General features: G+C 72.1%; 10 protein-coding genes. 2 read left to right on the top strand and 8 right to left on the bottom strand.

The window, feature by feature from the left end:
* The first annotated feature begins 109 nt into the window (after positions 1 to 109).
* A complete protein-coding gene (locus AC07AZ_RS06550) occupies positions 110 to 1,615 on the top strand; it encodes a tetratricopeptide repeat protein (protein ID WP_478844473.1) in 1,506 nt (501 codons plus the stop codon).
* A 115-nt stretch (positions 1,616 to 1,730) separates the two neighbouring features.
* Here the strand turns inward: AC07AZ_RS06550 and AC07AZ_RS06555 are convergent, their stop codons facing one another.
* The 4 genes from AC07AZ_RS06555 to AC07AZ_RS06570 all read right to left on the bottom strand — a co-directional run bounded on the left by AC07AZ_RS06555 (position 1,731) and on the right by AC07AZ_RS06570 (position 5,677).
* Positions 1,731 to 2,681, bottom strand: coding sequence for a M28 family metallopeptidase (locus AC07AZ_RS06555; protein WP_478844475.1), 951 nt, complete (start codon positions 2,679 to 2,681; stop codon positions 1,731 to 1,733).
* A gap of 141 nt (positions 2,682 to 2,822) precedes the next feature.
* Positions 2,823 to 3,311 (bottom strand): VOC family protein, encoded by a 489-nt coding sequence (locus AC07AZ_RS06560; RefSeq protein WP_478844477.1) that lies wholly within the window; start codon positions 3,309 to 3,311, stop codon positions 2,823 to 2,825.
* A gap of 308 nt (positions 3,312 to 3,619) precedes the next feature.
* A complete protein-coding gene (gene rarD / locus AC07AZ_RS06565; RefSeq protein WP_478844479.1) occupies positions 3,620 to 4,645 on the bottom strand; it encodes an EamA family transporter RarD in 1,026 nt (341 codons plus the stop codon).
* A 177-nt stretch (positions 4,646 to 4,822) separates the two neighbouring features.
* Positions 4,823 to 5,677: an SDR family oxidoreductase gene (locus AC07AZ_RS06570; protein ID WP_478844481.1), complete on the bottom strand. Its 855-nt coding sequence runs from the start codon at positions 5,675 to 5,677 to the stop codon at positions 4,823 to 4,825.
* 152 nt (positions 5,678 to 5,829) lie between these two features.
* Here AC07AZ_RS06570 and AC07AZ_RS06575 point away from each other — a divergent pair, with 152 nt between their 5' ends.
* Positions 5,830 to 6,183 (top strand): winged helix-turn-helix transcriptional regulator, encoded by a 354-nt coding sequence (locus AC07AZ_RS06575; RefSeq protein WP_478844848.1) that lies wholly within the window; start codon positions 5,830 to 5,832, stop codon positions 6,181 to 6,183.
* A 13-nt stretch (positions 6,184 to 6,196) separates the two neighbouring features.
* Here the strand turns inward: AC07AZ_RS06575 and AC07AZ_RS06580 are convergent, their stop codons facing one another.
* The 4 genes from AC07AZ_RS06580 to AC07AZ_RS06595 all read right to left on the bottom strand — a co-directional run bounded on the left by AC07AZ_RS06580 (position 6,197) and on the right by AC07AZ_RS06595 (position 12,228).
* A complete protein-coding gene (locus tag AC07AZ_RS06580; protein ID WP_478844483.1) occupies positions 6,197 to 7,276 on the bottom strand; it encodes a 2-oxoacid:ferredoxin oxidoreductase subunit beta in 1,080 nt (359 codons plus the stop codon).
* The gene (locus AC07AZ_RS06585; RefSeq protein ID WP_478844485.1) at positions 7,269 to 9,197 is read right to left on the bottom strand and encodes a 2-oxoacid:acceptor oxidoreductase subunit alpha; all 1,929 of its coding nucleotides are present in this window, start codon (positions 9,195 to 9,197) and stop codon (positions 7,269 to 7,271) included. The genes AC07AZ_RS06580 and AC07AZ_RS06585 overlap by 8 nt, the downstream gene beginning before the upstream one ends.
* 514 nt (positions 9,198 to 9,711) lie before the next feature.
* A complete protein-coding gene (locus tag AC07AZ_RS06590) occupies positions 9,712 to 10,371 on the bottom strand; it encodes a response regulator (RefSeq protein ID WP_478844850.1) in 660 nt (219 codons plus the stop codon).
* 441 nt (positions 10,372 to 10,812) lie between these two features.
* Positions 10,813 to 12,228 carry a sensor histidine kinase gene (locus AC07AZ_RS06595; RefSeq protein WP_478844487.1) on the bottom strand — a complete coding sequence of 472 codons (1,416 nt, stop codon included), beginning with the start codon at positions 12,226 to 12,228 and terminating at the stop codon, positions 10,813 to 10,815.
* Between the last annotated feature and the right edge of the window lie 43 nt (positions 12,229 to 12,271).

Here is a 12,271-nt window from a genome sequence, read left to right on the forward strand (position 1 = left end):
ACGCACCGATCTCGACGCCGGGGGAACACAACCCGGTGGCGGGAGGGAGCACCATGGAATCCGAGCGCGCTCTACGGCGACTCCCCGACGCATCCGAGTGAGGGAACCGATGTCTCGACTCAGCCGCGACAAGAAGCGGGACCAGCAGGGCGCCGCCAGCCCGGCCGCCGGGGAGGCGGCGCCCATCGACGTGCGGGTCACCGCCGCCGGGCCGGGCGCCGACGGCGCGTCGGTCGGTGGCGTACCGGTCGTCGCGGCACCCGGCGAGGAACTCCAGCACGCCGTCCTCGCCCAGCTGCACCGCATCGCGTTCGCCGCCGGACACCCCGTCCTCGCCACCGTTCACGACGAACGCATCGGTTACGTCGTCTCCCTTCGAGTGGATCCGGACGGCTCCAGCCAGTTCACCGCCGAGCCGGTCGCGCTGACCCCGGCGGACACACCGGAGGCCCCACCGCGCACCTCGCAGCAGGTGCCCGCGGCGCCGCTGGTACCGGAGCCGGTGTCCGGACCCGCGCCCGCGGCGCCGCCGGAGCCGGGCGGGCGGCCCGTGCCCGGTACGGTCACCGCGCCGACCGGGCAGTTCGGCCCGCCACCGGTGATGGACGCGTCGCGGGCAGCCCGCACCGACCACTGGCCCGAGCCACCGACGTCACCCGAACCGGCGGACGGTCCCGCCCCCGACCAGGGCGCCTACCGGGCGCCGAACCCGTATCCGCAGCGGACCGCGTACCCCGGGCGGGCCCTCCACGCCGAGCCGAATCCCGCCGAGGGACCGGTCCCGTATCCGGAGCCGAACCACGCACCGGGCCCGTCCTCGTACCCGCGCCCCGCCACCACGGCCCCGGCCCCCGCCTCGACCACCCGCGCCACCCACCCGGAGTGGCCGCCCGCACCGCAGCCGATCCCGGGCCCGGACCACACCCCGGCCGCCCAGCCGGCGCCGGCACCGATCACCGCCGCGCCCAAGGTCCCCGCCGCGCCCCAGGTCCCTGCCCGCTCGTCCTACCCGGGCACCGCGTCCGGCCCCGCCCGGGGCTCCGCACGCGAACCCGACCCCAAGCCGACGCCCGCCAGGGGCTTCGACGCCGTGGCCGAAGCCGTACTCGGGGACGAGCCGCTGCCCGCCGCCGACGGCACCGCGCCCCCGCTGCTCGCGGAGCCGGTCGCGCGGATCAACGAGGCCGTCAGGTCGGGCCGGATCGACACGGCCTCGGCGCTCGCCCAGCAGACCGTGGCGGAGGCGTCGGGGACGCTGGGACCGGCCCATCCCGAAGTGCTCCGGCTGCGCGAACTCGACGCCTACATCGCCTACCTGGCGGACGACCCGGTCCGCTCCCTCCACCTCTCACTCGACCTCGCCCGGCAGCGCCGGAGCACCGGGGACGCGGAGGGGGCGTACGGCAACGTGCAGAGCGCGGCCACCGCCTGGCGCGCCGTACGCAATCCGGTGCAGGGCCTCAACCTGGGCGTCGACCTGATCGCCCTGTGGGGCGAACTCGCGGCGCAGGACGGTCCGGCCGCCGACGACCTCGCGCAACTGGACTCGGCCCGCACCCGGATGACCCGCCTGGCCGACCGCGCCCGCAAGGCGGAGAACACGGACGGGAGTTGAGCCGAGCCGAAGGCGAGAAGCGGTTCTGACCGGAACTCGGCCTTCCGGCCGGAGCTCTGACCGGCGCTCCGGCCGGCGCTCCGCTGGGAGCCCGGCCGGAGCTTCGGACCGGTGCCTAGGACGACAGCTGCCACACGGCGTTGGCGATGGCGTCGCCGTGCCGGTCGAGCGCGGTGTCGTTGATGTTGGACGCGGTGTCGCAGGACCGGTGGTAGCAGGCGTCGAACGCCTTGCCCGCCGTACCGCCCCACTTGGCGGCCTGCGCCGCCGTCTTGATGTAGTCGGCACCGCTGAACAGCCCGCCGACGGCGATGCCTGCGTTCTTGAAGGGGGCGTGGTCCGAGCGGCCGTCGCCCTCGGTCTCCGGCTCGGTGGCGATGCCGAGGCCGGTGAAGTAGTCCTTGAACGTCTTCTCGATCGCCGGGTCGTCGTCGTAGACGAAGTAACCGGGATTCGGTGAGCCGATCATGTCGAAGTTCAGGTAGTCACTGATCTTCGCCCGGTTCGCGGTGGACAGCCCGTTGACGTAGGAGCGGGAGCCGACCATGCCCAGCTCCTCCGCTCCCCACCAGGCGAATCTCAGGTGCTTGGTGGGGTGGTAGGCGGTGCGGGACACGGCGAGGGCGGTCTCCAGGATCGCCGCGGAACCGCTCCCGTTGTCGTTGATGCCGGGACCGGCGGTGACACTGTCGAGGTGGGAGCCCGTCATGACCACCTGGTTGGTGTCACCGCCGGGCCAGTCGGCTATGAGGTTGTAGCCGGTGCGGCTGGAGGACGTGAACTGCTGGACGGTGGTGGTGAATCCGGCCGCGTCCAGCTTGGCCTTCACGTAGTCGAGCGAGGCCTTGTAGCCGGTCCGGCCGTGCGCCCGGTTGCCGCCGTTGGCGGTGGCTATGGACTGCAACTGCGCCAGATGCGCCTTGACGTTCGCGACCGGGATGTCGGGCGCGGCGGCCACGGCGGACTCGGGCGCGGGCGCCGCGGTGGCCATGGACCCGCCGGCCAGCAGGGTGACGGCCGCGACGGCGCCGGCAGCCGCCGTACGCCCGGGAACGGAGAGCTTCATGTGGGGGCTCCGAATTCCTTGGGAATCATGGGGGATTCCACAGTGAATGGGGTGCCAGGATGGTGAAGCTGGGACTGATCGAACGTCAAGAGCGCTATCAGGACAGGGAGTTCGCATAGCGAAACCCGGGGTTGGCCGCCCTTAGTGCACGCAGAACTCGTTGTCCTCCGGGTCCGTCATCACGACCCACTCCCCGGCCGGCTCCGTCACCCGCCGCAGGACGCTCGCCCCCAGCCGCTCCAGTCGCCCGACCTCCGCCGCGCGCAGCCCGGCACCGGGGTGCAGGTCGAGATGCAGCCGGTTCTTCACCGTCTTCGGCTCCGGCACCCGCTGGAACAGCAGCCGCCGCCCCAGTCCTGTCCCGCTGTCCCTGTCGTACGGGTCCTCGGGGTGCCGTACGGCGATCAGGTCCCGGAAGGCCACCCGGCCGTGGAACTCGACGGTGGCCGCGCCGGGCAGCGCGCCGAGCGCCAGCAGCCGCTCGACGAGCGCGCTGTTGTCCTCGGCCTCGTAGTGGAGTGCGGCGGCCCAGAAATCGGCCTGGGCGTGCGGGTCGGCGGCGTCCACGACCAGCTTCCAGTGCAGGGGCGCGGGTACCGCGGCGGGCTCGGGGGCGGGTGTCTGTGTCATGCCGACCACTCATAGCGCTTCCGCGAGCGTCAAGGCGACAAAATCGCCGACGCCACCGGACTTCGCGGCCCGCTTCCACCCCGTAAGGGCCGGAAGTCGCCGTACGCGCCTGTCCTTACCTGACGGATCGGCGGCCGGCCGGAGCCGGGGCCGAGCCCATGGCCGCCGGACGCCGGACGAGCCGGCGCCCTCGCCCCAGTGTCAGGCGTCCACGCCGGCACCGGCGCCCGTACCCGGCGGCCGGCCGGAGCCGGGGGCCGAGCCCATGGCCGCCGGACGCCGGACGAGCCGGCGCCCTCGCCCCAGTGTCAGGCGTCCACGCCGGCTGTACCCGCACCGGCGTCCACGCCCGTACCGGCGCCCGTACCGGTGGTGCCCGTACTCGCGGCCGCGTCGGCGGTCAGCGGTACCGGTGCCGGCAAGGCCGTGCCGAAGGCCGCGCGTGCTCTGTGCGCGGAGCGCCACGCGTCGGCGGTCAGGAGCGCCAGGGCCAGCCAGACCAGCGCGAAGCCGGCCCACCGCTCGGCCGGCATCTCCTCGTGGAAGTAGAGGACGCCGAGGAGGAACTGGAAGACCGGGGCCAGGTACTGCAACAGTCCCAGCGTGGACAGGGGCACGCGGATCGCGGCCGCGCCGAAGCAGACGAGGGGGAGTGCGGTGACGACGCCGGTCGCGGCGAGCAGCGCCGCGTGTCCCGGCCCGGCACCGGTGAACGTGGCGTCCCCGTGCGCGGACAGCCACAGCAGATAGCCGAGCGCGGGCAGGAACTGGATCGCGGTCTCGGCGGCCAGCGACTCGACGCCCCCGAGGTCGACCTTCTTCTTCACCAGGCCGTAGGTGGCGAAGGAGAACGCGAGGGTGAGCGAGATCCACGGCGGCTGCCCGTAGCCGATGGTCAGCACGAGGACCGCGGTGAAGCCGATCCCGACCGCCACCCACTGCACGGGCCGGAGCCGTTCCTTCAGCAGCAGCACGCCCATCGCGATGGTGACCAGGGGATTGATGAAGTAGCCGAGCGAGGCCTCGACCACGTGACCCGAGTTCACAGCCCAGATGTAGACGCCCCAGTTCACGGTGATGACGGCCGCGGCCACGGTGACCAGCGCGAGCCTGCGCGGCTGCCGCAGCAGTTCGCCGGCCCAGGCCCAGCGCCGTACCAGGACCAGGGCCACCGCGACGAACGCGAGGGACCACACCATCCGGTGGGCGAGGATCTCCATCGCCCCGGAGGGTTTCAGCAGCGGCCAGAAGAGGGGGACCAGCCCCCACATGCCGTACGCGGCGAAACCGTTCAGCAGACCTGTGCGCCGCTCACCCGTCGCCTTGCCGGTCACGGGGCCCTCCTCACTCACCAGGCTGCTCCCGTGCAGCCAGCAAGAAGGTAACGCCGAGAAGCCCCGCCTGTCATGCCCGTATCGGCATACGGTCATGACAGGCGGGGTGGGGCGCTCCGGGCGCGGCCGGGAGTACGGCGCGGGGGAGTCCGGCGCGGAGACCCGGCGCGGGGGAGTTCAGCCCTTGAGCGCGGCCGCGACGGATTCGGCGATCGGCGTGGTCGGGCGCCCGGCCAGCCGGGACAGGTCCCCGGTGACGCCGGCCAGCTCGCCCTTCTCGATGGACGCGTCGACACCCGCCAGGGTCACGGCGAACGGCTCGGGCAGTCCGGCGCCGGTCAGGATGCCGACGTAGGCGTCGACGGGGACCGCGTTGTAGACGATCTCCTTGCCGGTCTGCCGGCTCAGCTCGGCCGCGTACTCGGCGAAGCTCCAGGCGGTGTCGCCGCCCAGCTCGTACGTCTTGTTCTCGTGGCCCTCGCCGGCCAGTACCGCGGCGGCCGCGGCCGCGTAGTCGGCACGGGAGGCGGAGGCGATCCGGCCGTCGCCGGCGGCCTGGACGACGGCGCCGTACTGGAGGACGGGGGCGAGGTTCTCGGTGTAGTTCTCGTTGTACCAGCCGTTGCGCAGCAGGGTGTACGGCAGGCCGGAGGCCACGATCGCCTCCTCGGTGCCCCGGTGGTCGTCGGCCAGCGCGGCGGTCAGGGTGCCGGGTGCGCTGGTGTAGGCGAGGAGCGCGACCCCGGCGGCCCGGGCGGCGTCGAGGACGACCTTGTGCTGGCCGACCCGGCCCTTGTCGAACTCGTTGCCCGAGATCAGCAGGACCCTGTCGCCGGCCGAGAAGAGGCCCTGGAAGGTCTCGGGAGCGTTGTAGTCGGCGACCGCGAGCCGCACGCCCCGGGCGGCGAGGCCGGCCGCCTTCGACTCGTCGCGCACGACGGCCGTGATCTGCTCCGCCGGGACCTTCTCCAGCAGCTGTTCCACGACGAGGCGTCCGAGGTGGCCGGTGGCTCCGGTGACGACAATGCTCATGATCAGAACTCCTTGTGAGGTGCGATGTCGCTAACCCTAGGGCATGCGCTAACTCTCGGAAAGTACCCACTTTGAAGTAAGGTACTTGCGTGACAGTAAGCAGCGACCCGCAGCCCCCGAAGCCCACCCGCCCCCACGTCACCGCCGAGGCGATGTGCCCCCACCGTCTGGTCCTGGAGCACGTCACGTCACGCTGGGGCGTCCTGGTGCTGATCGAGCTGCTGGAGCGTCCCTACCGCTTCAGCGAGCTGCGCCGGGCGATCGGCCGGGTCAGCGAGAAGATGCTGACCCAGACCCTCCAGACCCTCGAACGCGACGGGCTCGTGCACCGCGACGCCAAGCCGGTGATCCCGCCTCGGGTCGACTACTCGCTCACGGACCTGGGGCGCGAAGCGGCCCGGCAGGTGCGGGGCCTGGCCACGTGGACGCACGAGCGGATGGCCGACGTCGAGAGGTCCCGCCGGGCATACGACGAGGCCCGGGAGCGTGCCTCCCGGGCCTCGTGAACCGCATCGGACCTCAGCCGACGACCGTCCAGGTGTCCCCGCCCGCCAGCAGTGCGGCCAGATCGCCCTTGCCGTGCTGCTCGACGGCCGCGTCCAGCTGCTCGGCCATCTGCGTGTCGTAGACGGGCCGTCGCACGGACCGCAGCACACCGATCGGCGTGTGGTGCAGGGTGTCCGGGTCGGCCAGCCGCGACAGCGCGAACGCCGTGGTCGCAGAGGCCGCGTGCGCGTCGTGCACCAGGATCTGCGCCTCGTTCTGCGGCGTCACCGTGACCACCCGCAGGTCACCGGTCACCGCGTCCCGCACGACACCGCGCGACGCGTTCGCCCCGAAGCGGATCGGCTGCCCGTGCTCCAGGCGGATCACCGCCTCCTCGGCCTGCTGCCGGTCCTTCAGCGCGTCGAACGCGCCGTCGTTGAAGATGTTGCAGTTCTGGTAGATCTCGATCAGCGCGGTGCCGGGGTGGGCGGCCGCCTGCCGCAAAACCTCCGTCAGGTGCTTGCGGTCGGAGTCCACCGTGCGGGCGACGAAGGACGCCTCCGCGCCGATCGCCAGCGACACCGGGTTGAAGGGCGCGTCGAGCGAACCCATCGGCGTCGACTTGGTGATCTTGCCGACCTCGGAGGTGGGGGAGTACTGGCCCTTCGTGAGGCCGTAGATCCGGTTGTTGAACAGCAGGATCTTGAGGTTCACGTTGCGCCGCAGGGCGTGGATCAGGTGGTTGCCGCCGATCGACAGCGCGTCGCCGTCACCCGTGACCACCCACACGCTCAGGTCCCGCCGGCTGGCGGCGAGCCCGGTCGCGATCGCGGGCGCGCGGCCGTGGATGGAGTGCATGCCGTACGTGTTCATGTAGTACGGGAAACGGGAGGAGCAGCCGATGCCGGAGACGAAGACGATGTTCTCCTTCGCCAGCCCCAGCTCCGGCATGAACCCCTGGACCGCCGCGAGGATCGCGTAGTCACCGCAGCCGGGGCACCAGCGCACTTCCTGGTCGGACTTGAAGTCCTTCATGGACTGCACGGCCTCGGCCTTGGGCACCAGGCCGAGCGCCTCGATCCCGCCCGGGGCCGGTGTGGACGTCTCAGCCATCGATGGCCTCCTTGAGAGCCGTGGCGAGCTGTTCGGCCTTGAACGGCATCCCGTTGACCTGGTTGTGGGAGTGCGCGTCGACCAGGTACTTCGCCCGGACCAGGGTGGCGAGCTGACCGAGGTTCATCTCCGGGATCACCACCTTGTCGTAGCGCTTCAGGACGCTGCCGAGGTTCTTCGGGAACGGGTTGAGGTGGCGCAGATGGGCCTGCGCGATCGACTCGCCGGCCGTCCGCAGCCGCCGTACCGCCGCCGTGATCGGGCCGTACGTCGAGCCCCAGCCCAGGACCAGGGTGCGGGCCTCCTGCGGGTCGTCGACCGCCACGTCCGGCACCTCGATGCCGTCGATCTTCGCCTGACGGACGCGGACCATGAAGTCGTGGTTGGCGGGCGCGTAGGAGATGTTGCCCGTGCCGTCCTCCTTCTCGATCCCGCCGATCCGGTGCTCCAGGCCCGGCGTGCCCGGGATCGCCCACGGCCGGGCCAGCGTCAGCGGATCACGCTTGTACGGCCAGAAGACCTCGCTGCCGTCCTCCAGGGTGTGGTTGGGTCCCCGGGTGAACTGCACGCGCAGGTCCGGGAGTTCGTCGACCTCCGGGATGCGCCAGGGCTCCGAGCCGTTGGCCAGGTAACCGTCGGACAGCAGCATCACCGGCGTGCGGTACGTCAGCGCGATCCGTGCCGCCTCCATGGCCGCGTCGAAGCAGTCGGCGGGCGTGCACGGCGCCACGATCGGCACCGGCGCCTCGCCGTTGCGGCCGAACATCGCCTGGAGCAGGTCCGCCTGCTCGGTCTTGGTCGGCAGGCCCGTGGACGGCCCGCCCCGCTGGATGTCGATCACCAGCAGCGGCAGTTCGAGGGAGACCGCGAGCCCGATGGTCTCCGACTTCAGGGCCACCCCCGGACCGCTGGTGGTGGTCACGGCCAGCGAGCCGCCGAAGGCCGCGCCCAGCGCCGCGCCGATCCCCGCGATCTCGTCCTCTGCCTGGAAGGTCCGCACACCGAAGTTCTTGTGCCGGCTCAACTCGTGCAGGATGTCCGAGGCCGGCGTGATCGGGTACGAGCCGAGGAACAGCGGCAGGTCCGCCTGCCGGGACGCGGCGACCAGCCCGTAGGACAGGGCCAGGTTCCCGGAGATGTTGCGGTAGGTGCCGACCGGGAAGGCCTTCGTCGCCGGGGCGATCTCGTAGGAGACCGCGAAGTCCTCCGTCGTCTCCCCGAAGTTCCAGCCCGCGCGGAACGCGGCGAGGTTGGCGGCGGCGATGTCGGGCTTCTTGGCGAACTTGCGCCGCAGGAACCTCTCGGTGCCCTCGGTCGGCCGGTGGTACATCCACGACAAGAGGCCGAGCGCGAACATGTTCTTGCTGCGCTCGGCCTCTTTGCGGGTGAGGTCGAATTCCTTGAGTGCCTCGACGGTCAGGGCGGTCAGGGGGACCGGGTGGAGGTGGTAACCGTCGAGGGACCCGTCCTCCAGCGGCGAGGCCGCGTACCCCACCTTCTGCATCGCCCGTCTGGTGAACTCGTCCGTGTTGACGATGATCTCCGCGCCGCGCGGCACGTCGGCGATGTTCGCCTTCAGGGCCGCCGGGTTCATGGCGACCAGCACATTGGGCGCATCACCCGGCGTGAGGATGTCGTGGTCGGCGAAGTGGAGCTGGAAGGAGGACACGCCCGGCAGAGTGCCCGCAGGGGCCCGGATCTCCGCCGGGAAGTTCGGCAGGGTGGACAGGTCGTTGCCGAAGGACGCCGTCTCCGAGGTGAAGCGGTCACCGGTGAGCTGCATGCCGTCACCCGAGTCCCCCGCGAAACGAATGATCACCCGGTCGAGACGGCGGACGTCCTTCACGCCGGCCTCCGTGCGCTGCTCTCCTACTACGGTTCCGTCTGCCTGCTCCGCTGGGCTACTGACCTGGCTGGTCACTGAACTGGACCTCCCTCGAGGCGGCTGTCTGGGAGCGGCCTACCCGCAGGCGCTCCCAGGATCAACCCTACGTCCGTAAGGGTCCCCTTCCCGGGGTCATTCGCATGATGGACCTGCGTGTGAGACGGCCGACCACCCTGACTTGTCGGGATTTGCCTGCCCACCGGTGCTTGCGCAAGGACGCCCCGGGAGTGTCGCGCGGTTCTCGGGGCGGGCGGATCGAGGCGGAACCGAGGAGGAAGCGAGGCGGAACCGAGGAGGGAACCGAGGATGGAACCAGGAGGAACCGAGGGTGGGTCCAGAGCGGACCGGGAGCGGGAACAGGGCGGTTCCTGAGCGGGAACCGTGGCGTTCGGGAGCGGGCCCGAGGCGGGGTGGTTCGGGAGCCGGAACCGGGCCGGTTCGGGAGCGGGAGCCGGGCCGGTTCGGGAGCGGGAACCGGGCCGGTTCGGGAGCGGGGCCGAGGCGGCCTCGGCAGGCGGCGGCGCCGCCTTCAGTGTGGGCGGGGGCTCCGTCAGGTGTTCAGATAGGTGAGCACCGCCAGCACACGCCGGTGATCCCCGTCGCTCGGGGACAGTCCGAGCTTCAGGAAGATGTTGCTGACGTGCTTCTCGACCGCGCCGTCGCTCACCACCAGCTGCCGCGCGACCGCCGAGTTCGTCCGCCCCTCCGCCATCAGCCCCAGTACTTCCCGCTCCCTCGGGGTGAGCCCCGCGAGCACGTCCTGCTTGCGGCTGCGGCCGAGCAACTGCGCGACCACCTCCGGGTCCAGGGCCGTACCGCCCTGCGCCACCCGCACCACCGCGTCGACGAACTCGCGTACCTCGGCCACCCGGTCCTTGAGCAGATAGCCGACGCCTCGGCTGGAACCGGCCAGCAGCTCGGTGGCGTACCGCTCCTCCACGTACTGCGACAGCACCAGCACCCCGAGTCCCGGATGCGCCTTGCGCAACTGCACCGCCGCCCGCACCCCTTCGTCGGTGTGCGTCGGCGGCATCCGTACGTCGGCGACCACGACGTCCGGCAACTCTCCCTGCGCGTCCAGCTCCGTGATCGTCTTGACCAGCGCGTCCCCGTCGCCCACCCCGGCGACGACGTCGTGCCCGCGGTCCGTCAGCAACCGGGTCAGGCCCTCCCTCAGCAGCACCGAATCCTCGGCGATGACCACCCGCACCCTGTCCTCCACGACCTTCGGACCCCCACAGCCAGACTCCGGGGGTCCCGGAACACGTAGCTCCCGGACCGCCCGCACGACTGGTCCAGCATTCCAGCATTCGGAACCGGCCGCGCCCGGGCGGCGGGAATCGGGGCCGGAGCAGTCGGTTTCGGCCGCCGGACGGCTTGTTGTCGATCACCGGGAGCCGAGGGGTGGGGCGGGGTGGGAGGCGGAGGGTGGGGCGGGGTGGGAGGAGGAGGGGGGGTGGGCCCGGTGGCGGGAGGCGGGAGGCGGGTCCGGGGTGGGGTCCGGGTTCGGATCCGCGTTCCGGGCAGCGTGGCGGCGGGGCCGGTCAGACGGATCGACCCCGCCGCCTCCGTCTCCGAGCCGGCGTCCGCCGGTCCCGCCCACCGGTGCCGCCAGCCGGTCCCGCCCGCCCGTGCCGCCAGCCGATGTCGCTCACCGCCGCCAGGGCAGCTCCGCCGTGACCCTGGTCGGCCCCCCGGCGGGCGAGTCCACCACCAGGATGCCGTCGACCGCGTCCAGGCGTCCGGCCAGGCCCGCCAGCCCGGACCCGGCGGAGGCGTCCGCACCGCCCCGGCCGTCGTCCTCGACCTGCAGCATCAGCCGGTCCTCGACCCGCCACACGTCGACCGACGCCGACCCCGCCCCGCTGTGCTTGCTGATGTTCTGCAGCAGCTCCGACACCGTGAAGTACGCGATGCCCTCGATCGCCGCCGCCGGCCGCTCCGTGAGGTCCACCTCCACCCGCACCGGCACCGTGCAGCGCGAGGCGACCGAGGACAGGGCGGCGTCGAGGCCGCGGTCCGTCAGTACGGCGGGATGGATGCCCCGGGCCAGGTCCCGCAGCTCCTTCAACGCCGTCTTCACCTCACCGTGCGCCGCGCCCACCATCCGCGCCGCCGCCTGCGGGTCCTCCGTCAGCTTCTCCTTCGCCAGCCCCAGATCCATGGCCAGCGCCACCAGCCGGGCCTGCGCCCCGTCGTGCAGGTCACGCTCGATGCGCCGCAGGTCGGCCGCCGCCGTGTCGACCACCACGCCCCGGTCCGACTCCAGTTCCACCACCCGCGCCGACAGCCGCGTCGGCCCCAGCAGCCCGTGCACCATCAGCCGGTCCACCGTCGTCAGCGCCCGCACGATCCACGGCGAGGCCAGCGTGAACAGCAGTCCCACCAGGGCGGTCACCGTGATCTCGAACGGGTTGTCGAGGAAGACGCGGTGCTGCTCGTCGCCGTACAGCTGGAGGCCGCCCTGCCCGCCGTACATCGGGAACAGCCAGAACCACAGCGGATACGTCAGCAGCGCCCAGCCGTACACCCAGAAGATCACCGCGACCGCGAAGGAGAACACCGCCCACGGGAACTGGAGCACCGCGTACAGCACGGTCCGCCACGAGGCGCCGCTCTTGAGGACGGCCCCCATCCAGCCCAGGGCGCCGTTCCGCTTCGTCCGCAGCGGCTCCGGGTCGGCCACCTCCAGCCCCAGCAGCCCGCGCGCCCTGGCCCGCTCCAGCGCGCCGAAGCCCCGGCAGCCGGCCAGCCCCGCCGCGAGCACCGGTATCCCGAGGAACGTCACCAGCAGACCCGCACCGACCGAGACCATGGTGACGGCGTACGTGAACATCAGGATGCCGACCGGCAGGCCCAGCAGCACATAGGCGAACTCCCGCATACCGCGCGCCTCGACCGGCGCCCGCAGCCCGGCCGGCAGTCTGCCGCGGAGCCCCCTGCCCGGGCGGCCCCGTCCGCCGGGCCCGTAGCCCTGACCGAGGCCGGCCCCGAATTCCGGCTGGTGGTCCTGGCCGTAGTCCGGGCCCAAGCCCTGTCCGTAGCCGTGTCCGTACTCGGTGGCCATCGACGTCGTCCGTTCTGCTCGTCCCGGGAGTCCGCTCGTCCGG

The organism is Streptomyces sp. NPDC043878 (assembly GCF_056435735.1).